This window comes from Luteimonas aquatica, from assembly GCF_022662575.1.
GTDB lineage: Bacteria > Pseudomonadota > Gammaproteobacteria > Xanthomonadales > Xanthomonadaceae > Luteimonas > Luteimonas aquatica.
Map to the genome: position 1 here is coordinate 1,285,765 of NZ_JALBFU010000001.1, position 20,627 is coordinate 1,306,391.

Here is a 20,627-nt window from a genome sequence, read left to right on the forward strand (position 1 = left end):
TTTCCCCTATGGGATCAGGTCGTATTGGATTGGGGCATGGAACGTTTGCGTTCTTCCTGCAGCGCCCTGGCGACGGCCGGCGGCACGAAGCCGGAGACGTCGCCGCCCAGGCGCGAGATCTCACGCACCAGCGAGGAAGAAATGAAGCCGTACTGCTCGGCCGGGGTCAGGAACAGCGTCTCGACGTGCGGGATGAGATGGCGGTTCATGCTGGCCAGCTGGAACTCGTATTCGAAATCGGACACCGCGCGCAGTCCGCGCAGCAGCACGCCGCCGCCGACCTCGTTGACGAAATGCGCAAGCAGCGAGTTGAAGCCGCGCACCTCGACATGGGCATGGTGCGCGAGCGCCTCGCGGGCCAGGTCCACGCGCAGCGCCAGCGGCAGCGCCGGCCCCTTGCTCGGGCTCTCGGCGACGCCGATCACCAGGCGCTCGAACAGCGGCGCGGCGCGGTCGACCAGGTCGACGTGGCCGCTGGTGATCGGATCGAAAGTGCCGGGATAGACCGCGATTCGGGTGCGGGCCACGCTCATTGGGCGCCTCCAGGGATTCGCGCCAGTGTATCAGCGCCGCCGCCCCGCCAACGGTAGAGGGCATGACGCGCCTCGCGGCTGCCGCCTTCGCGATGCAGCCGCCATTCCGGCCCGGCTTCCACGGCCTGGTCGGCGGGACTCTCCAGGTACAGCCAGGCCTCGTCCGCCAGCCATGGCGGCAGCAGCGCCAGCGCCTCCCGCCACAGTCCGTCGGCGAAGGGCGGATCGAGGAACACCAGATCGAAGCGGCCCTGCAGCGGCGTGCGCAGCAGCGCCAGCGCGTCGGCCTGCGCGACCCGGGCGACGTCGCCGGCCCGCAACCGCTCCACGTTCTCGCGCAGCGCGCTCGCCAGCGTCGGGTCGCGCTCCACCAGCAGGGCCTCGCGCGCGCCGCGCGACAGCGCCTCCAGGCCGAGGGCGCCGCTGCCGGCGAACAGATCGAGCGCACGCGCGCCGGGCAGCATCGGCTGCAGCCAGTTGAACAGGGTCTCGCGCGCGCGGTCCGAGGTCGGCCGCAGCCCCGGCGCGTCGGCCACCGGCAGGCGCGTGCCGCGCCAGCGGCCGCCGATGATGCGCACGCTGCCCGGCGCGGACCGCGCGGCAGGCCTCGACGGGACCGGCTTGCTCATGCGGGCTCGGGGCGTGTCCTTGGGGGACGTGCTGTTCGGGAACGTGCTGCGGTGTGCGTCATGCCGGGCGGCCAGGGGGCCGGTGCTACCATTGCCGACGGCATTGTCCACGCTTGCGCGGACAAAAACACCTTCCCCCGCGGGCCTTTCCGCGGGCACCCGCACATCCCGCGCCGAGGCGCGGTTCGATGCGCGGACTCTCCACTCTCCATCTCACCTGTTCCCGCGAGACCCGATGGTCAGTTTTTTCCGCCGCAAGAAGCCGAACGAGACGAGCGCCGATCCGGCAGCGCCCGCCAGCGAGCGCGATCGCCGGATCGAGGAGCTCGCCGCGGCGTTCCCGCAACAGGCGCCTGCCGCCGCGCCGGCGGATGCGGCGCCGAACGACGCGCCGACGCCTTCGCCCGTGGCGGAACCGGCGCTGCCCGCCCCGCCACCGCCACCGCCGCCGACGACGACGACGCCAGCGCCCGAGGCCGTGCAGGAAAAGCCCGCAGCCGCGCCCGGCAAGCCCGGCTGGCGCGAACGCCTGCGCGGCAGCGGTTTCGCGCGCGGCCTGGGCGGCCTGTTCTCGCGCAACCCCAAGCTCGACGACGACCTGCTCGACGAGATCGAGACCGCTCTGCTCACCGCCGACGTCGGCGTCACCGCCACCACCCAGCTGGTCGCGCAACTGCGCAAGCGCATGAAGGCGCGCGAGTTCGCCGATGTCGCCGCGCTGCGCACGGCCCTGCGCGCCGAGCTGATCGCGATGCTGGCGCCGGTGGCGCAGCCGCTGGCCATCGACGCCGGCGCCAAGCCCTTCGTGATCCTCACCGTCGGCGTCAACGGCGTCGGCAAGACCACCACCATCGGCAAGCTCGCACGCCGCTATAAGGACGAGGGACGCGGCCTGATGCTGGCGGCCGGCGACACCTTCCGCGCCGCCGCCGTGGCGCAGCTGCAGGCCTGGGGCGAGCGCAACGGCGTCGCGGTGGTGGCGCAGGGGCAGAACGCCGACGCCGCCTCGGTCGCCTTCGACGCCCTGCAGGCCGCGAAGGCGCGCGGCAGCGACGTGCTGATCGCCGACACCGCCGGCCGCCTGCACACGCAGCAGGGCCTGATGGCCGAGCTGGGCAAGATCAAGCGCGTGCTCGGCAAGGTCGACGAACGGGCGCCGCACGAGGTGCTGATGGTGATCGACGGCACCACCGGACAGAACGCGCTGTCGCAGCTGCGCCAGTTCCATGCCGCCGCCGGCGTCACCGGCCTGGTGGTGACCAAGCTCGACGGCACCGCCAAGGGCGGCGTGGTGTTCGCGCTGGCGCGCGAGTTCGGCATCCCGATCCGCTACGCCGGCATCGGCGAGCGCCCCGAGGACCTGCGCGTCTTCGACGCCGAGGCCTTCGTCGACGCGCTGCTGCCGGAGACGCTCGGGTGAGGAGCGCCAGGCCGGCGGACGCCTTCCGGGCGCCTGCCGCGGCGGCCCAGGCGCTGCCCCCCATGGCCGGGACGGCATGCGTGCGTGCGCGATGCCGCATCGCGCGCGGCGACGCGACGCCGTCTTTCCGCCCATGACGCGCCGGCGTTCGCTGCTGCTGATCGCCGGCCTCGTCCTGCTGGCGCTGCTCGCGCTCGCCGCGCGCATGGCCCTGCAGCCCGACCGCGTCGCCGGCTTCGTGCTCTCGGCGCTCGGCGACACGCTCGGCCTGGAGATCCGCGCCGCCGGCGCCAGCGAATACCAGTTGCTGGGCGCGCCGCGACTGGTGGTGCGCGAGGTCACCGTGCGCGAGCCCGGCGCGGCGACGCCGCTGCTGCAGGCCCGCCGCGTGCTGGTGTCGCTGCCGTGGTCGACCGTACGCAGCCGTGGCGAACGGCTGGACATCACCCGCGTCGAACTCGACGCGCCGGTGCTCGACGTGCGGGCGCTGCAGCACTGGCTGTCGAGGCGACCGTCCGGGGAAACCCGCCTGCCCACCTTCAGCGACGGCGTGCGGGTGCGTCAGGGACGCGTGCTCGGCGACGGCTGGCGGATCGACGCCCTCGATCTCGACTTGCCGCGCCTGCAGCCGGACCGTCGCGTGCAGGCGCGCCTGGGCGGACGCCTGCGGCTCGGCGCGGCGCAGGCCGAAACGCTGGCGCTGCGCTTCGCGCTCGCCGCCGCGATGACGCGCCCCGGCAACGGCGCCGGCGTCGCCGTCGTCGGCCCGCTGACCGCCGAGGCCAAGGATTGGCGACTGCACGCGCGCCTGCGCGCCTCCGGACCGCTGCGCTTCGAGGACGACGGCTTGACGATCGCGCCGCTGCGCGCGTCGACGGCGGCGCGCTACGAAAGCGGCGACACCCGCCTGCCCTTCGCCTTCGCGCTGAACGCGCCGCTGCGCTATCGCGATGCCGCCGTGGGCCTGGCGCCGGGCGGATTCGCCCTGCGCGGCGAAGACATGGTGCCGAACCTTGATGCCGCCGGCGCCCTCGCCTACGGCCGGCGCCTGCTGCTGCGTCTGGACGGCCGCCTCGCGCGCTGGCCGCAGGCCTGGCCGGCGCTGCCCGCGCCGCTGGGCGCGTCGCAGTCGCCGCTGGAAGTCTCGCTGCGCTATCTCGGTGCCGCCGACGTCTCCGATCCTGCCGCCTTGCGTCTGCGCCGCGACGCCACCGCGTTCGACGCCCGCTTCCGCATCCCCGAGATCGCGGCATGGGTGGCCGCGCCCGCCGGCGCCGGATCGCCGCTGCCGCCATTGTCCGGCCGCCTGTCCACGCCGGAGCTGATCATTTCCGGCGCGCGCCTGGAAGGCGTGGACATCCGGCTCGACGACGAGGCGGCGCCGAAGGACGCCACCGCGCCATGAGCACGCCGGCCATCGATGCCTTTTCCGACCGGCTGCTGGCCTGGTTCGACGTCTGCGGACGCCACGACCTGCCCTGGCAGCATCCGCGCGCGCCGTACCGCGTCTGGCTCTCGGAGATCATGCTGCAGCAGACGCAGGTGCGCGTGGTGGTTCCCTACTTCGAGCGTTTCGTCGCCGCCCTGCCCGACGTCGCCGCGCTTGCCGCCGCCGACCTCGATACCGTGCTCGCGCTCTGGTCCGGGCTCGGCTACTACGCCCGCGCCCGCAACCTGCACGCCGCCGCGCGGCTGTGCGCGCAGCGGCACGGCGGTGAGCTGCCCCGCGATTACGATGCGCTCCTCGCCCTGCCCGGCATCGGCCGCAGCACCGCCGGCGCAATCCTCGCCCAGGCCTGGGGCGACCGCCACGCCATCCTCGACGGCAACGTCAAGCGCGTGCTGTGCCGCTACCACGGCATCGCCGGCTGGCCCGGCCAGCCCGCGGTGGAAAAGCGCCTATGGACCCTGGCCGAGGCGCACCTCCCGCATGCGCGCCTGCCCGACTACACCCAGGCGCAGATGGATTTCGGCGCCACGCTGTGCACGCGCGCCGATCCGGCCTGCGTGCTGTGCCCCTTGCAGGAGGATTGCGTCGCGCTGCGCGAAGCACGCGTCGCCGAGCTGCCCACGCCCAAGCCCGGCAAGCCCCTGCCCGAGCGCGAGGCCTACGTGCTGCTGCTGCGCGACGCGGACGATCGCGTGCTGCTGCAGCGGCGTCCGCCGACCGGCGTCTGGGCCTCGCTGTGGTCGCTGCCGCAAAGCGAAGGCCAGGAGGACGCCCGCGCCTGGTTCGAGGCGCACCTGGACGACGACTACGATCGCGGCGAAGCCCTCGACGCCATCGATCACGGCTTCACCCATTACCGCCTGCGCCTGCAGCCGTTGCGCTGGCATCGGGTCGCGGCGCGCGCAAGGGTGCGCGACAATGACGACCTGCGCTGGGCCACGCGCGCCGATCTCGCCGCGCTGGGAATCCCGGCACCGGTGCGCACCCTGCTCGAGACGCAACTTCGACAATCCTAGGCGCGGGGCACCGCCGCCCGCCGAAACACAGGACGACACCGCCATGCCCCGCACGGTCCATTGCGAATACGAACACCGCGACACCGAAGGCCTGGACTTCGTGCCCTGGCCGGGCGAACTGGGCAAGCGCGTCTTCGCGCACATCGGCAAGAGCGCCTGGGCCGCCTGGCTGGCGCACCAGACCATGCTGATCAACGAGAACCGCCTTTCGCCGCTCGATCCCAAGCACCGCGCCTTCCTCGAGGCGGAGATGCAGAAGTTCCTGTTCGGCGGCGGCGCCGAGAAGCCGGCCGGCTATGTCCCGGAAGACGGCGCCGCCTGATCGCGCGCGCTCTTCTCCGCCTGCCGGATCGCCTTCACGTCCAGCGGGCGGATTTCGTCGATCCGGCACGGCAACTCGATCGAACCGCGGTCGCGGGCGATCACCTTGTCGAACTTGGCATACACCTGGTTCATCTGGCTGGTCACCCCGATCACCGGCGTGAACGCCAGGTTGTTGCAGGGGCCGTACAGGCTGAGCAGATAGGCCTCGTTGGGCTTGGTCCACACCGCCACCGCGCTGTCGCCCAGCGGCGTCCAGCCGTCGATGCGGCCGAAATAGCGGAAACTGGAGACCGGCTTGCCGGCATGGTCCTTGTACAGGGCGAGCTTGTCGGCATCGCTCAGCCCCGTCGTGGCGCAGCTGGCCAGCAGGGGCAATGCGGCACTCAGGGCGGCCGCGAAACACTGGGTTTTCATGCCCGTTTCCCTTGCCGTGGGGGCGGCGCTGGAGAGGTGCCACGATCATGCGCCCCGGCCGCCGGCCGCCCAAGGGCCGCCCGCAAGGCCGTTCAGCCGCCCGCCGGCTTCTTGCCCCACACCCCCAAGCCCCGTATCATGCGCGGCTCGCACGGCCACGGCCGCAGCGCATGGCCGGGTAGCTCAGTTGGTAGAGCAGGGGATTGAAAATCCCCGTGTCGGGGGTTCGATTCCCTCCCCGGCCACCATGTCTTCCGAAACCCACCGCATCCCGGTGGGTTTTTTGTTTGCGGCAAGAACGCATGCTTCGCGGACTCTGCCGCATTCGCGCCGTGCCGCCGCAGATCCCTCCCGCCTTTCGCCGAGCCGCGATCGATCTAGTGGCTATCGTCCGGACCAGGCCGCAGAATCTCCATGCGATCGCTGTTCCGAGACCCGAATCCTCAGGCCGAGCACATGTCCAGATCGACTCTTTGGGTGGCTGCCATCTCGTGCCTGTGCATCGGGTACGCCCTCGGCGTCGGCACCAGGATCATCGGCGATCGCGCAGCAAGAGAAGACTCGTCGCAGCAGCGGCATCGCCGCCCCGACGCGCGGCAACCCGAGGTTGCGGCGCCGTCTTCCCCGGACTTCGCGGCGGAACCCCTCGACGCACCGGCCGTGCTCGGGCGGGGTCCCGGAGCCGATACCTCCCGGCCTCGCACCGACCTGCAGGCGCTCACGGCATGCGCCCGAAGCACCGACACGAAGACGGCGGAGCATTGCCTGCAACAACTCGACGCCATCGGCATCCAGGATCCCCAGGTACGCGGAACATTCCTGCAGTTGATTTCGGCGCAGCAAGACCCCGCCGCCAAGGCGCGCATTCTTGAAAACATCACGCCGGCGCCGCTGCCGCCCGAGGACCTGGCCCTCTTCCTCAAGGAACTGGCGCTCGTCCGGCAGTCGCCCGACCCCGAGGTGCGCGCCGACGGTTTGATTCGCACGGCCGTCTGGGATCATAGCGAAGCCCTTGCCGGCGTCCTTCGCAAGGGCTTGTACGACGAGAACCCGGAAGTGGCGCGTGCCGCCGCAACGGCCGTGCTGGCTTCAAACGTGCGTACGCAGGAAATCAAGGACGCCCTGCTGATGCAGGCAAGCGACGCGGCGCCCGACTCCCAGTTGCATCGCAGCGCCCTGGAGGCGCTACGCGACTTCCCCTTGAGTCGCGACGAATACGCGATCTATCGCATGGCCTACGACCGGTCCAGCACGGATTCACAAAAATGAATCCTGGGGTTCATGGCAATCGGATTGCAGGCGCGCCCGGCGAAAGCCCATGGTTTTCGCGGAATTTGAGGGCCTGAGCTTCACGCCAGCTGAATCGCCTCGCTGTTCGCGCTTTTGACTCTGGACTTTCGGGGCGCGAAAAGGCTTCATGCGGCAAGCGGGAATTGCTTGAAGTGCCCGGCCCCTCGCGGGCCATCAATCACGAACCTTCTCTGGGAGACGCATCCATATGCTTCGCTTGATCTGTTCTTTTGCAATGGTGCTCGCGGGTATCGCGTTGAGCGGCAGCGCCTTGGCCCAAAGCTGCCCCGGAAAACTCATCGAGGTCAAGCCGATTCGAAACGCATCCGGGCTGAAGCTTGCGGAATTGCAGGTGTACTACAACGCGGCGACCGGCAAGAATTGCGCCCGCACGATGCATTCGAGCGCGACCTGGGGCAAATACCATCACACCGAAGTGCTTCTGCAGACCTGCAAACGGGAAAACTTCAGCCTGCGCAACGGCTGCAGTGCGCCCCGTCTTGCGTTGACCGACTGGGGCAACTTCAAGTACCAGGCCGGACCGGTTTCCGTTTACGGCAAGGGCCGATGCGTCTTTTCCCAGGGAAGCATCGTCACGATCAGCGGCGGGCACGCCACGCCCCATAGGGTCGAGATCAGCGGCCACTGCGGGTAGCATCGAACGAAGATTTTGCGAAGAGCAGGCGACGACCTGCATCGCTCATGGAGGCGCTGGAGCGACGCTCTCGCTCCACGCCGCAAAAAGCATCGACGACGCCCGGCACCAGCCGGGCTTTCTTTTGCCTGGAGCCTCGCATCCGCCGATCGCGGCGATCGCAATCACCGCTCGCGCCTTGCGTCATCGATCAGCTTGCAGGCGATCTCCTGCCCCGCACCGAACGCCAGCGGCGCACTCGACCAGCGCGTCTCGTTGTCGCGGGCGATGGGGAGGCCAGGGATGTAGACCTCATCGATGAAATAGCCCACGTCCTCGTCGCCATGGATGACGATCGTGTAGGCCAGCCCCATGTATTCCCCGACGCTTCGAAAATCCTGCTTCTTCATCCCCTGTCCGATCGATCAGCCTCGGGGAAGTATCGGCGAAGCCGCCTTGGGTGCGACCGACTCCCTCGCGGACCACTGAACATTCAGCGATCCGCATCTGCACGGATTGACTGCGGCGGGCGATTGAGTCACGCGCGACAGGCCATGGCGCTCGCGCCCGTATCGATTTGCACCGGCGGCATCAGCTCGGAACAAGCCGGCAAGGCGAGGCCGGAACTTTGCGACGGAACCGACAGCTTCCGCTCGGGAGTTATGGCAGAGTTTTCCGACTGCCGCCCGGCGGCAGTCGTCAATCGGTCTCAGGACACATGCGAGGGATGGATCATGGATCGTTCAAGGAAACTACGTCTTGCCGCTGCCGCATTGGGATTCGGCACTTTGATTGCCACGGCCGCCTGGGCACTGCCCTATCCACGGGACAACCAGCAGGTCAGCCTGATCTATTTTTCCGATGCCAGCCACGCCGGCGTCGTCGGCGGATATTCCTACGGAAACTGTTGGGACAGCGAGCGATGGGGCGAGCAGACGCGCTATTTCTCCATCAGCTACGCTTACTGCAATCGGGATCCCTACTGAGGATCATGGCACCGCCTTCCGGCCTGTCGCCACGACGGCCGGCACTTCGCCACTCGCCTCCCCCGCGCCGTCGCCCGATCGCGCAATGCGTGTCTGCGTGAACGGGCTTGGGCGCGGGACCGATCCCGTGCAGTTTCACCACCCGCTTCCGATCCACAAACGAGAAACGCCGACTAGGCGCAAATCGTCGTTGCCGCCGGCGAAATATCGCATCCGGCATCACGCGACATATGCGCCAATGGCGACAACATTGTCGCCACAGAATCTTCTTCGCGAACATACGATATGTACAAAGCGCACCGCGCTTGGTTCCTGAACGCCGCCGACACGCTGCAGACAGTGCATCGGGAAATCTCGCTGCTGACCACCGAAGCGCAGGTGGAACTGACGACCATCGCCGACGACCACAGCCTGAGCAGCCGTGCCGAGCATCTGAACTTCACGGCCACGCATCTGAGCAGCGCCGAACGGGCGATCGCGACCGCCATCGACGCCATCGTCTCGGCGCTGGAATATGCCGAGATCGCCTATGCCCATCAGCGCACGGGGCCCAAGAGCCGCCCATAGGAAGTCGACGCTCCGCGAGGCGGCCGCAACCCGGCCGCCTCGCGGATCGCCCCCGTTCGGACAACACGACCTGCTCCGCAGGCGTGACGCACGGCTCAGAAGCGGGGGATGAAAGGACTGACGATGGAGCCGATGAAGTTGAACATGCCCTCGAGCGGCTTCTCGATGGGATCGGTGAAGTTCGGCGTCTTCGCGATCGGAAGGTCGCCGTCCAGCCCGCGGATCATCACATCCATATTGTGGCCGCCGGTCGTCATCACCCGCAGGTTGCTGCCCAGCGGATCGGGGAGCGCGTTGACGAAGGGGATGTCCTGCTGCAGCAACGTCGCGAAATCGTCGATCACCGAATAGGTGCGGATCTGCCCCGCTTCGGCCTGGGCGCGCGCCGCGGCCGGGTCCAGCCCCAGCCTGGACAAGGTGCCGTCGCTGACGCCGGCCGCGTTGAACGTCACCGCCGTGCTGCCGGTGGCCATGGCCGTGGCGGATGCCAGCCCGCCGCCGTGCGAGTGGCCGGTGTAGATCACGTTGTCGGGACCGAACGCACTCTCCACCTGGCGACCCAGTGAAATCGCGTTGTTGTACTGCGTGGTGTCCGCGCCGAGCGCTTGCGCCACGATGGTGCCGATATCGGTGGGCTCGTTGTTCGTATTGCCGGCAAAGGCCACGGTGTAATGGCCCTGGCCGTCGGTATAGACGCCCGCCAGGTTGCCGCCGCTGTATTGCAGGTTCGGGTCGATGCCGCGCTGCGCCAGCTCGCCGTCGCCAAGGCGCCGCCAGCCGTCGACGTTCTGCCGGCCCGGGTCGTATACCGCCTCGGCGATCTTGGCGAGGGTGTTGTCCAGGGGCTTGTGCGGGTCCGGCCCTCGCGCGGCGGCGTCGAAACCACCATTGAGCGTCTTGATGCGGTCGTCGCGGGGACCGTCCGCACCGGCATGCGGAGCGACATCCCGGACGCGGTTGTCTGAAACGCGTTCTGTCATGGGAGCACCTTCTTGAGTTAGGTGACGAAAGCCCGTCCTCGCGGACGAAGGCCCGAGCGAGCGAACTTCGATGTGCGCTCATCTTGTCTAATCGCCGCTCGATCTCCAGGCAGGACATAGGGAAAACCCTAGGTCCGATCGCCGATTCGGCGAAACATGCTGTTTTTTGCTGGTTTTCGCGAGGCATGACAACCGTCCATCCATCGTCCGGCGTTTTCGGCCTCAAGCGAGACGGGTACGGAATCCGCAGCGACACGACGCAGAGCGACGTCGCGCATCGGATGCCGCGACGCCGGCTTCGCGAACGCGGTTCGTCGCTCGCGATGCGCGCTCGCCACATGCTTGCCTGCGACGATTGCCGGCGCCTGCTTCCAGCACCCACGCCGACGCCCTTCCAGCGACCGGCCCGGCAGGCGGGCGGACACCTGGCGAAGCATTCTCCGGCGGCCGATGGCCCGCTCGAACTGTCTTTCCGGCCTCACGGGCTTTTCACGCCTTCCGCGCCATTTTTTACGCGCCGGCGCGACCAGGTGCTGCTCGCCGACCCGGCTGTCGAATCCCCTAGATTTCGTCTCTCTATCCCTATTGCCATCCCCTTCGGATGGCATTTTTTTTGCCGTCCCGGGCCGCGCCGGCGGCCCGCACCATGCCGGCCGCCGAGCCGGCCATCCGCCCAGCGCCCCCTGCAGGGGCGTCCCCCCGGCCATCCCCATACCGCCGGGTATCGTCGTAATATCCTGCCTCGCATTCCATCGGGCGGTACCGCGCATGAAACGTTGGCTGGTGTTGGTGGTCCTGGCGTTGCTGTTGACGGCCTGCGGCGGAGGCCCGGTGCGCCGGGTGTCGGAGCCGGCGGCGAGCATCCAGCAGTTGACGGTGCGCGCCGACGGCAGCTGGTCGGTGGATCTGCGCCTGCAGAACTACAGCAGCATCCCCATGCGCTTCGACGCCGTCGACCTCACCCTGGTGCTGCAGGACCAGGCGGCCGGTGCGCTGAAGGTCAGCCCCGGCATCTCGATCGGGCCCGAATCCGCCGACGTGGTGACCGTGACGCTGGCACCGGCCTCGCTCGCCCGCATCGCGATCGCCGATGCGCTCAGCGACCGGCGCAGCGTCGGCTATTCGCTGGAAGGCAGCGTGCAGGTCGTGCCGGAAGAGCGGAAATCCCAGACATTCACACTGAAGAAGCGCAACAACTCCCTGAACCCGGTGCCGGGCCTGCCCGGCGTGCTGCGCTGAGCTTTCCGCCCGTCGCCGCGGGCATCGCCTTCCGCCGCCGCGTTCCCGGCGGCCATTCCTTCCTTCGACCCGACCGACCATGTCCACATACAACGCCCCGCTGAACGATATCCGCTTCGTCCTGTTCGACCTGCTCGATGCCGAATCCCTGTTCGCGCGCCTGGGCCAGACCGAGGCCAGCCGCGACATCGTCGACGCCGTGCTCGAAGAGGCCGCGCGCTTCACCGAGACGGTGCTGGCGCCGCTCAACCGCGTCGGCGACGAGATCGGCTGCCGCTACGACAAGGCCACCGGCGCGGTCACCACGCCGCCGGGCTTCCAGCAGGCTTATGCGCAGTTCGTCGAGGGCGGCTGGTCCGGACTGGTGGCGTCGCAGGATTTCGGCGGCCAGGGGCTGCCGCATCTGGTCGGCATTCCGGTCGAGGAGATGATCGACGCCGCCAACCTGGCCTGGGGCAACTTCCCGCTGCTCTCGCACGGCGCGACCACGGCGCTGATGCACCACGGCGAGGCATGGCAGCAGGAAGTGTTCCTCAAGCCGCTGGTCTCGGGCCAGTGGACCGGCACGATGTGCCTGACCGAGCCGCACTGCGGCACCGACCTCGGCCTGCTCAAGACCAAGGCCGTGCCGCAGGCCGACGGCAGCTATGCCGTCAGCGGCACCAAGATCTTCATCACCGCAGGCGAGCACGACCTGACCGACAACATCGTGCACCTGGTGCTCGCCCGCCTGCCCGACGCGCCCGCCGGCAGCAAGGGCATCTCGCTGTTCGTGGTGCCGAAGCTGCGCGTGGCGCGCGACGGCAGCATCGGCGAGCACAACGGCGTGCGCTGCGGCGCCATCGAGCACAAGATGGGCATCCACGGCTCGGCCACCTGCGTGCTCAACCTGGACGAGGCGCAGGGCTATCTGATCGGCCAGCCGCACAAGGGCCTGATGGCGATGTTCACCATGATGAACACCGCGCGCCTGGCCGTCGGCCTGCAAGGCCTGGGCCTGTCCAGCCGCGCCTACCAGAACGCCCTGCGCTATGCCCGCGAACGCCTGCAGATGCGCGCGCTCTCGGGCCCGAAATTCCCGGACAAGCCGGCCGACCCGATCATCGTGCATCCGGACGTGCGGCGCATGCTGCTGACCTGCAAGGCGCTGATCGAGGGCGGACGCGCGCTCGGCTACCACGCCGGCTCGCTGGTCGACATCATCGGCCACGCCGCCGACGAGAACGAGCGCAAGCAGGCCGACGACCTGCTCGGCTTCCTCACCCCGATCGTCAAGGCCTGCCTCACCGAGTGGGGCGTGGAATGCACCTACCACGCGCTGCAGTGCTTCGGCGGACACGGCTACATCCACGAGCACGGCATGGAACAGCTGGCGCGCGATGCCCGCATCACCACGCTGTACGAAGGCACCACCGGCATCCAGGCGCTGGATTTGATGGGGCGCAAGATCGCGCAGCTGCAGGGCGCCGGCCTGCGCGTGTTCCTGGGCATGATCGAGGCCTTCTGCAAGGCCAGCGAAGGCGACGAGTCGCTGCGCGAATTCGTCGAGCCGCTGCGCGCCAAGGCGGCGGAATGGCAGATGCTCACCCTGGGCGTGGGCAAGCGCGCCATGGCCAATCCCGAGGAAATCGGCGCGGCCGCCTACGACTATCTGTTCTATTCCGGCTACGTGGCGCTGGCCTACTGGTGGGCGCGCAGCGTGGCGGCGGCGGACGCCTCCTCGCAGCCGCAGGAGTTCAAGGACGCCAAGCGCGAGACCGCGCGTTTCTATTTCGCGCGCATCCTGCCGCGCACCCTGGCGCATGCGACGGCGATCGAAAGCGGCACCGCGCCGCTGATGGCGATGGCGGAAGAGCGGTTCGGCTGAGGCCCGCGAGCGCGCGGGCCGCTTGCGGCGCGACGCCGTCCCTGGCGAACCATTCCCGACTCCGGATCGTCCGGCCCGGCCCTCCATGGCCGGGCGGGCACCGCGCTACACGACGGCGTGGTTCGGCACCTTCGTCCTGCCGGAAGAAATGCCGCAGCGCTGCCGTCCCTGGCGCACCATTCCCGACTCCGGATCGTCCGGCCCGGCCATCCATGGCCGGGCGTGCACCGCGCTACACGACGGCTTGGTTCGGCACATTCGTCCTGCCGGAAGAAATGCCGCAGCGATGCCGTCCCTGGCGAACCATTCCCGACTCCGGATCGTCCGGCCCGGCCATCCAAGGCCGGGCGTGCACCGCGCTACACGACGGCGTGGTTCGGCACCTTCGTCCTGCCGGAAGAAATGCCGCAGCGAGGCCGTCCCTGGCGAACCATTCCCGACTCCGGATCGTCCGGCCCGGCCATCCATGGCCGGGCGCGCACCGCGCTGACGGCGCGGTGCGCCCTCTACACAAAAAGTAAACAAAGGCGTATAAGCTATCCTCCCCATGGAGCCTGACAGAGCGAATCTTCGCCTGATCCGGGCCGGGGCCTTATCGGAACCGGCCGCTTCTGCTGCCGGCCCTACCGCCGCCTCCGCCCCCTGTTCCCCGGTCCGTCTCGACGCGGTTCGCCTGCTGTCGCTCGATGCGCATGGCCGCGTCCTGGACTGGATGAGCTGGCAGGACGCCACCTGCCTGTATGCCCGCGGCGCGGTCGCCTGGACGCTCGGCGATCCCTGCCTGACCGTACGCGGCGGCATCTGCCGCGTCAGCGGGCAGCGCAGCCGCATGGAGCTGCATCCGATCATCGCCGCCCGCGGCCATGCCCGTCCGTCCGCGCTCGACCCCACGCCGGCGCTCACCAATGCCGCGCTGTTCGCCCGCGACCAGCACCTGTGCCTGTACTGCGGCCGCGACTACCCCCGCCAGCACCTCACTCGCGACCATGTGAAGCCGCTCTCGCAGGGCGGGCGCGACACCTGGGAAAACGTGGTCGCGGCCTGCTTCCACTGCAATTCGCGCAAGGGCGGGCGGACCCCGCAGCAGGCCTCGATGCCGCTGCTCGCCGTGCCCTACCGGCCCAGCTGGGTGGAACACCTGATCCTATCGAACCGCAACATCCTCGCGGACCAGATGGCGTTCCTGAAGAACCATCTGCCCAAGCGCCGGCGCCAGTAGCCGCGCCTGCCGCGCCGGCGGACGGCCTGCCCGCCGGTCCGCCGGTCCGCCGCTTAACCGCGCATCGTCCGGTCGCCAGGTTTCCTTGCCCCCCGCCCCGGCCGGGAGGGACAATGCACGCCATGATCGACTCCGCCCGCTATCCGCGCCTCGCGCGCATCGACAGCCCGGCCGACCTGCGCAAGTTCGACGAAGCCGAACTCCCCGCCATCGCCGACGAACTCCGCGCCTATCTGATCGAATCCGTCGGCAAGAGCGGCGGCCATTTCGGCGCCGGGCTCGGCGTGATCGAACTGACCACCGCGCTGCATTGGCTGTACGAAACGCCCGAGGACCGCATCGTCTGGGACGTCGGCCATCAGACCTACCCGCACAAGATCCTGACCGGCCGCCGCGACGGCATCCACACCGTCAAGCAGAAGGACGGCGTGGCGCCGTTCCCCAAGCGCGAGGAAAGCGAGTACGACACCTTCGGCGTCGGCCATTCCTCCACCTCGATCTCGGCCGCGCTCGGCATGGCCATCGCCAATGCCCGCGCCGGCAACGAGCGCAAAGTGGTGGCGGTGATCGGCGACGGCGCGATGACCGCCGGCATGGCCTACGAGGCGCTCAACCACGCCGGCGGCATGGAGCCGGAGCCGAGCCTGCTGGTGATCCTCAACGACAACCGCATGTCGATCAGCGAGAACGTCGGCGGCATGACCAAGATGCTCGGCCGCATGACCGGCAGCCGCACGCTCAACGCGATCCGCGAGGGCGGCAAGAAGCTGCTGGGCGACAAGCGCAGCAGCGGCACCGCGCGCTTCGTGCGCCGCTGGGAAGAGCACTGGAAGGGCATGTTCGTGCCCTCCACCCTGTTCGAGGAAATGGGCTTCCACTACACCGGCCCGATCGACGGCCACGACATCAAGGCCCTGGTCGGCGCGCTGAAGACCCTCAAGACCCTCAAGGGTCCGCAGCTGCTGCACGTGATCACCACCAAGGGCAAGGGCTACGAACTGGCCGAAGGCGACCAGATCGGCTACCACGCGGTCGGCCCGTTCGATCCGACCCAGGGCGTGGTCGCCAAGAGCGGCGCCAAGAAGCCCACCTACACCGACATCTTCGGCGACTGGCTCTGCGACATGGCCGCCGCCGACCCGGCGCTGCTCGGCATCACCCCGGCGATGCGCGAGGGCTCGGGCCTGGTGCGCTTCAGCAAGGAATATCCGGACCGCTATTTCGACGTCGCCATCGCCGAGCAGCATGCGGTGACGCTCGCCGCCGGCATGGCCTGCGAAGGCGCCAAGCCGGTGGTGGCGATCTATTCCACCTTCCTGCAGCGCGGCTACGACCAGCTCGTGCACGACGTGGCGATCCAGAACCTGGACGTGCTGTTCGCGATCGACCGCGGCGGCGTGGTCGGCCCCGACGGCGCCACCCACGCCGGCAACCTGGATCTCTCCTACCTGCGCTGCGTGCCCAACATGGTGGTGATGGCGCCCGGCGACGAGAACGAGTGCCGGCAGATGCTCTCCACCGGCTTCGCCTACGCCGGCCCGGCCGCGGTGCGCTATCCGCGCGGCACCGGCCCCGGCGTGGCCGTGCAGCCCAACCTCGATACGCTGCCCATCGGCAAGGCCGACCTGCGCCGCCGCGGCACGCGCCTGGCGGTGCTGGCCTTCGGCGCGGTGCTGCCGGCCGCGCTGCAGGTCGGCGAGGAGCTCGACCTGACCGTGGTCAACATGCGCTTCGTCAAGCCGCTCGACCGCGCGCTGGTGCTCGAACTGGCGAAGAGCCATGACGGCTTCGTCACCGTGGAGGACAACGTGGTGATGGGCGGCGCGGGCTCCGCGGTCGCGGAACTGCTCAATGCCGAAGGCATCGCCCTGCCGATCCTGCATCTCGGCCTGCCCGACCTCTTCCAGCACCATGCCAGCCGCGAGGATCTGCTCGCCGAGGCCGGACTGGACGTGGCCGGCATTCGCGCCGGCATCGCCAACCGCTGGCCGCAGGTCGCGGGCAGCCGCACGCGGCTGAGCGCGGCGTCGGCGTGACGGGTTCGCCATGAATCCGTGGGGCGCGCCGCGGGCCTTCGTCCTCGCGCTCGCTCTCTCCTGCCTGATCGCGCCCCCTGCCGGGGCGACCTCCGTCGCCTCGAAATCCCTCGACGAGATCGTCCACGGCAGCGACCACGCGTTGCTGGCTACCGTCGTACGCGTGGACATGGTCGACGGCCTGGGCCGGCCCGTCGAGGACCGCGAGGCGCGCACCGGCCCGGGCCTGCGCAATCGCATCCGCCTGCATCTCGACGTGCGCGAGGTGCTGTCCACGAATTGCAGCCGCCAACCGCGCCGCGTGACGGTCGCGCTCTGGAGCATGTGGCACTACTCGCTCGGCGCGATCCGCGACCAGGTACAGGGCAGCGAGGGCATCTTCCTGCTGAAAGGCGCGGATTTCGAGCCGGCGTACTACGAGGATTTCCAGCGCGCCATCGAGGAACGGCCGCAGATCCAGGCACGGCTCGACGCGCTTCGCCTGCAGCGCAAGCCCGAACGGATCGATTGCCGCCAGGACTCCCTCCACGTCTCGCCGGCAAACCCGGCATGACATCGCCCGTCTTCCGCATCTGCCTTGCCCTGCTCGCCCTTTTCGCGCAGCCGGCGCTCCCGGCCCGGGCGGTCGAGCCGTCCGACTCCCTGCAGAAGACCATCGCGGCGCAGGATGCCGCTTTCTTCGCCGCCTTCAATCGCTGCGACCTGGAAGGATGGAAGCGCTATCTCGCCGAGGACGTCGAGTTCTACCAGGACAACGACGCCCCCACCATGACGCGCGATGCGCTGGTCCCCTCGTTCGTCGAACGCTGCGGCAAGAATGGCGTCGCCGTGCTGGAACGCGAAGCCTTGCCGGACACCTACGAAGTCCATGCCTTGCAGGACTATGGCGCGGTGCAGTTCGGCCGCCATCGGTTCTGGGTGATGGAGCACGGGCGGCGGGCGCAGGTCGCCGCGGAACCGCGCTTCGTGCACCTGTGGCGCCTCAGGGACGGCCGCTGGCAGATCACCCGCGTGGTCAGTTACGGGCACTGAGCATCCTGTCCCATACGGGCGCGCTCACTGCTCCGCGGCGGATTGTTGGGTGGTCTCGTCCGGTCCCTGCACCACGTATCCCTTGGCCCGTAGCGCGTCGAGATAGCCGTCCTGGGCGAGCATCAGGCTGACCGGCAAGGTGGCGAACGTGGAGGCGTTGCCGTCGAGCGCCGACTCGGCCGACTCCAGCCAGAGCTGGCGCAGGCGACGCGGCAGGTTGGTGATGCCCTGCTTGCGCGCCAGTTCGCTGCCCGTGAAGGCGGCGGTGCAGGCCGTGAACTGGTTGTGCGCCGGCAGGTCGCGCAGCGCCGGCACGTCGCCGACCGCCCAGGCGTTCGCCCGCGCCGCCATCGCACCGAGGTCGCCCTCGATGCGGTCGAGGGTCTTGGCGAAGCAGGCCGAATCGTCGAGCGCCTGTGCCGAGAATTCCTTGATTGCCGCCTTCGGATTGTCGATCTTCAGTTTCAGCTCGGGCGAGACGATCCTGATCCTGTGCTTGCGCGCCGTCGACCTCACCACTGGTTCGACCAGGTTGTCGTGCGTCATCCCCGACTTGCGGATTGCCTTGTCGTACAGCTCCAGCGCCGCGAACACCGGCCGCCATTGCTCGATCCCCCGGTCGCTGCCGATATAGCGCGCCTTCAACGCCTGCCAGCGGGCGTACTGCTGCGCCGGCACGACGTCCTGCAACCGCTTGCCGTCGGGATTCTTGCGCGCCTTCAACAGCGACGGCAGCAGGAACAAGCCGCGGAACAGGCCGACCCCCGTCTCCAGCTTGACCCCGGGCGCTTCCAGCACCGCCTGCGAGGCGGCGATGGTGCGCTCCACCTTGGCCGACTGCCATTTCATGCGCCTGGGCAGCGGCGAGAGCGTGCCGAGGATCCACAGTACGTGATCGCCCTTGGAGACTTTCCACAGGCCCGGGCCGGGCTGGGCGCCGGAAACCACGACTGTTTCCAGGTCCACGACTGGAGCCTGCGACTCGGCGGCGCGCGGCGCGCTACCGGCAGCCGGCGGTGGCTGGGCCCGGGCAAAGGGCGCCGCAACCGCCAGCAGTAACGCCAGTCCGGCAAACAAGATTCGACGCATCGGAACCGTTCTCGCGATCAGGAGAATGGCGCCAAGTGAAGCACGTCCAGACGGTCCAGTTAGCGTGCCAGCGACGCGTCGTTATCGAACAGTTCAAATCCTTCCTGCAGGAGTCCGAGGGTCATTGCACAGACCGTAGGACATATCCCTCAAGAGCCGCGCGACCTGCCAGACTCCAGCGAGAGCAATGACCATGGCCGCCCCATTGCCATGGAAGACATGCATGTCACATTAAAAACGCCAATCACAACAACTGCAAATCTACCGATATGCGGGAAGTTTATTTTTCACCAAGCATGACGCCATATCAGAACTTGAAAAAAACACCTCTCCACTAAAAAATCCCGAAACATCGACTCGCCCACCAGACTTGGACTTGAAATTAGTTTCTGCCGTTATCGTCTCAATTTCAGGGCACCCAAAATTTTCTGCGCGCCCCGCGGGCACCTCAAACCACACCTTTTTTTCAATAAGATCTTCAAACCCACGATACAAAATTTGCGAATAACTTTCCGCCGGAATATATGCTGCCCCGGAAACACAATTATCGTTACGCTTATCGTTGGAAATGACAAAGAATACCCTTTGCCCTGCGGCAACAGCTTGCTCAGCGCATACTTTTATTTGTTTCTTTTCTCCATAATCAATCATCAAAGTAAAAAGCTGCGCTCTCCCATTAACAACATGAGCGATAGACACCCAGCGGACCACACCCATACCAAACAGCCTAGATTTTTTTGCCCTCTCAGGAATGGATTCACTAGCCCTATATTCATAGGCTGTGACATTTCCAGCTGTAGAGCCAAAAATTAAAGCCAGTATGGCGATTACATACTTATGGTTTATATTTCTCACGATAAATCTCCATAAGTTTATTTGTCGAATTCCTGATCTTCCCATGAATTTGATTTTGCAATTGCGCATCCGGATAAGACTCAATCCTTCCACCATATCCAGGGGTACTTTGCTTCCACAACAAATCCATTTTGGGGTCCAAATGAGCCACTTCATGAAAAATAGTTTCCATCACCCCATCAAGCGAATCGATTCTTCTTATCTCAATTCCGGTGTACTCGAATATATCCGCCTCAGCATACACCTCGCCGGCATCGGAAAACTTCCTTACGCCAGAATACCTAAACTTGAATGCGCCCGGGTGCGCTGAATTTACACTATCCATTTCATCGTAAAGATCCATATCATCCATTACCCCGTCAGCACGCATTTTTCTAAAAATAGAAACACCTTTGTTCATCGTCGAAATGGCTTTTTCTTTCGACAAAGGCTCTCCTCCATTCGAGTTTTTCTCTGCCGCTGGATTATCTACACTCCGGCCAGACAGAACGGCCTGCATCGCGCCGCTAACGGCCCCATTCGCAAACTTTCCACCAGTCAATTCTGAAATCGTCCCTCCAATCAAAGCCCCCTTGACTGCTCTGGTGAAGGGATTTCCTCTTCCTGCTTGCGGCATAAATGCCGCCGTCAACCCAGCAGCCAGAAATCCGCTCCCAAAGTTACCGCCACTGAGACTCTCCAGAATGCCTCCGCTTACGGCTTGCGCTGCGATCTGGGTCACGCTATCCCATCCCGTCACACCGATACCAGCTGTAAGCATCGCGGTGAACCCACCCCTTATACCGCCCTTCAATGTCCCGGTAGTGATCAATCCGGCTGCAAATCCTCCCGCAGCCACAATTCCCATTCCCGTCGCCAATGCCATACCTGCACCAGCCCCCCCAGCCATAAAGGCAGCAAAGTAGGGCGCCGCCGCTCCTGCTGTCGCCCAGGAGATCGCGACCGCAGCAGCGATCTTGAGAATATTCCCAAAGGACATCATCCCCGTGGGATCGGTATTGACCAGCGGGTTGTTGAACACGTAGGTGTAGGCGTTCCAGCTCTGCG

General features: G+C 67.3%; 21 protein-coding genes, 1 tRNA gene and 1 pseudogene. 15 read left to right on the forward strand and 8 right to left on the reverse strand.

The annotated features are described in order from the left end of the window. Positions 1 to 14: 14 nt before the first annotated feature. Positions 15 to 533 (reverse strand): pantetheine-phosphate adenylyltransferase, encoded by a 519-nt coding sequence (gene coaD, locus MD221_RS06025; RefSeq protein WP_242108526.1) that lies wholly within the window; start codon positions 531 to 533, stop codon positions 15 to 17. Next, positions 530 to 1,162: a 16S rRNA (guanine(966)-N(2))-methyltransferase RsmD gene (gene rsmD, locus MD221_RS06030; RefSeq protein ID WP_242108527.1), complete on the reverse strand. Its 633-nt coding sequence runs from the start codon at positions 1,160 to 1,162 to the stop codon at positions 530 to 532. The genes coaD and rsmD overlap by 4 nt, the downstream gene beginning before the upstream one ends. Before the next feature lie 235 nt (positions 1,163 to 1,397). On the opposite strand from rsmD, the gene ftsY reads away from it, so the two are divergent. From ftsY to MD221_RS06050, 4 genes are all read left to right on the forward strand, one after another. Then, the gene (gene ftsY, locus MD221_RS06035; protein WP_242108528.1) at positions 1,398 to 2,582 is read left to right on the forward strand and encodes a signal recognition particle-docking protein FtsY; all 1,185 of its coding nucleotides are present in this window, start codon (positions 1,398 to 1,400) and stop codon (positions 2,580 to 2,582) included. A 133-nt stretch (positions 2,583 to 2,715) separates the two neighbouring features. Beyond that, entirely contained in the window at positions 2,716 to 3,987 is a 1,272-nt protein-coding gene (locus tag MD221_RS06040; protein WP_242108529.1) for an AsmA family protein, read from the forward strand. Next, on the forward strand, positions 3,984 to 5,048 hold the full coding sequence (mutY, locus tag MD221_RS06045; RefSeq protein ID WP_242108530.1) for an A/G-specific adenine glycosylase: 1,065 nt from the start codon (positions 3,984 to 3,986) through the stop codon (positions 5,046 to 5,048). The genes MD221_RS06040 and mutY overlap by 4 nt, the downstream gene beginning before the upstream one ends. Positions 5,049 to 5,091: 43 nt before the next feature. Beyond that, on the forward strand, positions 5,092 to 5,370 hold the full coding sequence (locus tag MD221_RS06050; protein ID WP_242108531.1) for an oxidative damage protection protein: 279 nt from the start codon (positions 5,092 to 5,094) through the stop codon (positions 5,368 to 5,370). On the opposite strand, the gene MD221_RS06055 is transcribed toward MD221_RS06050, so the two are convergent. Next, complete coding sequence (locus MD221_RS06055) at positions 5,343 to 5,786, reverse strand: DUF6491 family protein (protein ID WP_242108532.1); 444 nt, start codon at positions 5,784 to 5,786, stop codon at positions 5,343 to 5,345. The two genes, MD221_RS06050 and MD221_RS06055, sit on opposite strands and share 28 nt — an antisense overlap. Before the next feature lie 172 nt (positions 5,787 to 5,958). On the opposite strand from MD221_RS06055, the gene MD221_RS06060 reads away from it, so the two are divergent. The 3 genes from MD221_RS06060 (at position 5,959) to MD221_RS06070 (ending at position 7,731) form a co-directional block, all read left to right on the forward strand. Beyond that, positions 5,959 to 6,034: transfer RNA gene (locus MD221_RS06060), tRNA-Phe, on the forward strand. A 166-nt stretch (positions 6,035 to 6,200) separates the two neighbouring features. Further along, positions 6,201 to 7,055 (forward strand): hypothetical protein, encoded by an 855-nt coding sequence (locus MD221_RS06065; RefSeq protein ID WP_242108533.1) that lies wholly within the window; start codon positions 6,201 to 6,203, stop codon positions 7,053 to 7,055. 229 nt (positions 7,056 to 7,284) lie between these two features. Then, positions 7,285 to 7,731, forward strand: a complete 447-nt coding sequence (locus MD221_RS06070) for a hypothetical protein (protein WP_242108534.1) — start codon at positions 7,285 to 7,287, stop codon at positions 7,729 to 7,731. A gap of 164 nt (positions 7,732 to 7,895) precedes the next feature. Here the strand turns inward: MD221_RS06070 and MD221_RS06075 are convergent, their stop codons facing one another. After that, a complete protein-coding gene (locus MD221_RS06075) occupies positions 7,896 to 8,120 on the reverse strand; it encodes a hypothetical protein (protein WP_242108536.1) in 225 nt (74 codons plus the stop codon). 144 nt (positions 8,121 to 8,264) lie between these two features. Between MD221_RS06075 and MD221_RS06080 the strand changes: the two genes are divergently transcribed. Both MD221_RS06080 and MD221_RS06085 read left to right on the forward strand, forming a co-directional pair. Continuing rightward, on the forward strand, positions 8,265 to 8,696 hold the full coding sequence (locus MD221_RS06080; protein WP_242108537.1) for a hypothetical protein: 432 nt from the start codon (positions 8,265 to 8,267) through the stop codon (positions 8,694 to 8,696). Positions 8,697 to 8,981: 285 nt separating this feature from the next. Further along, a complete protein-coding gene (locus MD221_RS06085) occupies positions 8,982 to 9,263 on the forward strand; it encodes a hypothetical protein (RefSeq protein ID WP_242108538.1) in 282 nt (93 codons plus the stop codon). Between the two features lie 95 nt (positions 9,264 to 9,358). Here the strand turns inward: MD221_RS06085 and MD221_RS06090 are convergent, their stop codons facing one another. Continuing rightward, positions 9,359 to 10,243, reverse strand: a complete 885-nt coding sequence (locus MD221_RS06090; protein WP_242108539.1) for a Tle-like phospholipase domain-containing protein — start codon at positions 10,241 to 10,243, stop codon at positions 9,359 to 9,361. A 768-nt stretch (positions 10,244 to 11,011) separates the two neighbouring features. Here MD221_RS06090 and MD221_RS06095 point away from each other — a divergent pair. The 6 genes from MD221_RS06095 to MD221_RS06120 all read left to right on the forward strand — a co-directional run bounded on the left by MD221_RS06095 (position 11,012) and on the right by MD221_RS06120 (position 17,636). Beyond that, a complete protein-coding gene (locus MD221_RS06095; RefSeq protein WP_242108540.1) occupies positions 11,012 to 11,482 on the forward strand; it encodes an LEA/WHy family protein in 471 nt (156 codons plus the stop codon). A 79-nt stretch (positions 11,483 to 11,561) separates the two neighbouring features. Further along, complete coding sequence (locus MD221_RS06100) at positions 11,562 to 13,349, forward strand: acyl-CoA dehydrogenase C-terminal domain-containing protein (protein ID WP_242108541.1); 1,788 nt, start codon at positions 11,562 to 11,564, stop codon at positions 13,347 to 13,349. A 547-nt stretch (positions 13,350 to 13,896) separates the two neighbouring features. Further along, complete coding sequence (locus tag MD221_RS06105; protein WP_242108542.1) at positions 13,897 to 14,568, forward strand: HNH endonuclease; 672 nt, start codon at positions 13,897 to 13,899, stop codon at positions 14,566 to 14,568. Positions 14,569 to 14,690: 122 nt separating this feature from the next. Then, positions 14,691 to 16,604 carry a 1-deoxy-D-xylulose-5-phosphate synthase gene (gene dxs / locus MD221_RS06110; RefSeq protein ID WP_242108543.1) on the forward strand — a complete coding sequence of 638 codons (1,914 nt, stop codon included), beginning with the start codon at positions 14,691 to 14,693 and terminating at the stop codon, positions 16,602 to 16,604. Between the two features lie 10 nt (positions 16,605 to 16,614). After that, positions 16,615 to 17,157 (forward strand): hypothetical protein, encoded by a 543-nt coding sequence (locus tag MD221_RS06115; RefSeq protein ID WP_242108544.1) that lies wholly within the window; start codon positions 16,615 to 16,617, stop codon positions 17,155 to 17,157. Further along, positions 17,154 to 17,636, forward strand: coding sequence for a nuclear transport factor 2 family protein (locus MD221_RS06120; RefSeq protein ID WP_242108545.1), 483 nt, complete (start codon positions 17,154 to 17,156; stop codon positions 17,634 to 17,636). Before MD221_RS06115 ends, MD221_RS06120 begins: the two co-directional genes overlap by 4 nt. Before the next feature lie 24 nt (positions 17,637 to 17,660). On the opposite strand, the gene MD221_RS06125 is transcribed toward MD221_RS06120, so the two are convergent. The 3 genes and pseudogenes from MD221_RS06125 to MD221_RS06135 all read right to left on the reverse strand — a co-directional run. Then, a complete protein-coding gene (locus MD221_RS06125; RefSeq protein ID WP_242108546.1) occupies positions 17,661 to 18,725 on the reverse strand; it encodes a TraB/GumN family protein in 1,065 nt (354 codons plus the stop codon). Between the two features lie 261 nt (positions 18,726 to 18,986). Next, positions 18,987 to 19,580, reverse strand: a complete 594-nt coding sequence (locus tag MD221_RS06130) for a hypothetical protein (RefSeq protein WP_242108547.1) — start codon at positions 19,578 to 19,580, stop codon at positions 18,987 to 18,989. Continuing rightward, positions 19,561 to 20,627, reverse strand: a pseudogene (locus tag MD221_RS06135) (hypothetical protein); the annotation flags it as partial. The pseudogene MD221_RS06135 and the gene MD221_RS06130, both read right to left, overlap by 20 nt.

Excerpts from the sequence above, each read along its gene's own strand:
- coaD (WP_242108526.1), bottom strand. The coding sequence starts at position 533 with ATGAGCGTGGCCCGCACCCGAATCGCGGTCTATCCCGGCACTTTCGAT.
- rsmD (WP_242108527.1), bottom strand. The coding sequence starts at position 1,162 with ATGAGCAAGCCGGTCCCGTCGAGGCCTGCCGCGCGGTCCGCGCCGGGC.
- ftsY (WP_242108528.1), top strand. The coding sequence starts at position 1,398 with ATGGTCAGTTTTTTCCGCCGCAAGAAGCCGAACGAGACGAGCGCCGAT.
- MD221_RS06040 (WP_242108529.1), top strand. The coding sequence starts at position 2,716 with ATGACGCGCCGGCGTTCGCTGCTGCTGATCGCCGGCCTCGTCCTGCTG.
- mutY (WP_242108530.1), top strand. The coding sequence starts at position 3,984 with ATGAGCACGCCGGCCATCGATGCCTTTTCCGACCGGCTGCTGGCCTGG.
- MD221_RS06050 (WP_242108531.1), top strand. The coding sequence starts at position 5,092 with ATGCCCCGCACGGTCCATTGCGAATACGAACACCGCGACACCGAAGGC.
- MD221_RS06055 (WP_242108532.1), bottom strand. The coding sequence starts at position 5,786 with ATGAAAACCCAGTGTTTCGCGGCCGCCCTGAGTGCCGCATTGCCCCTG.
- MD221_RS06065 (WP_242108533.1), top strand. The coding sequence starts at position 6,201 with ATGCGATCGCTGTTCCGAGACCCGAATCCTCAGGCCGAGCACATGTCC.
- MD221_RS06070 (WP_242108534.1), top strand. The coding sequence starts at position 7,285 with ATGCTTCGCTTGATCTGTTCTTTTGCAATGGTGCTCGCGGGTATCGCG.
- MD221_RS06075 (WP_242108536.1), bottom strand. The coding sequence starts at position 8,120 with ATGAAGAAGCAGGATTTTCGAAGCGTCGGGGAATACATGGGGCTGGCC.
- MD221_RS06080 (WP_242108537.1), top strand. The coding sequence starts at position 8,265 with ATGGCGCTCGCGCCCGTATCGATTTGCACCGGCGGCATCAGCTCGGAA.
- MD221_RS06085 (WP_242108538.1), top strand. The coding sequence starts at position 8,982 with ATGTACAAAGCGCACCGCGCTTGGTTCCTGAACGCCGCCGACACGCTG.
- MD221_RS06090 (WP_242108539.1), bottom strand. The coding sequence starts at position 10,243 with ATGACAGAACGCGTTTCAGACAACCGCGTCCGGGATGTCGCTCCGCAT.
- MD221_RS06095 (WP_242108540.1), top strand. The coding sequence starts at position 11,012 with ATGAAACGTTGGCTGGTGTTGGTGGTCCTGGCGTTGCTGTTGACGGCC.
- MD221_RS06100 (WP_242108541.1), top strand. The coding sequence starts at position 11,562 with ATGTCCACATACAACGCCCCGCTGAACGATATCCGCTTCGTCCTGTTC.
- MD221_RS06105 (WP_242108542.1), top strand. The coding sequence starts at position 13,897 with ATGGAGCCTGACAGAGCGAATCTTCGCCTGATCCGGGCCGGGGCCTTA.
- dxs (WP_242108543.1), top strand. The coding sequence starts at position 14,691 with ATGATCGACTCCGCCCGCTATCCGCGCCTCGCGCGCATCGACAGCCCG.
- MD221_RS06115 (WP_242108544.1), top strand. The coding sequence starts at position 16,615 with ATGAATCCGTGGGGCGCGCCGCGGGCCTTCGTCCTCGCGCTCGCTCTC.
- MD221_RS06120 (WP_242108545.1), top strand. The coding sequence starts at position 17,154 with ATGACATCGCCCGTCTTCCGCATCTGCCTTGCCCTGCTCGCCCTTTTC.
- MD221_RS06125 (WP_242108546.1), bottom strand. The coding sequence starts at position 18,725 with ATGCGTCGAATCTTGTTTGCCGGACTGGCGTTACTGCTGGCGGTTGCG.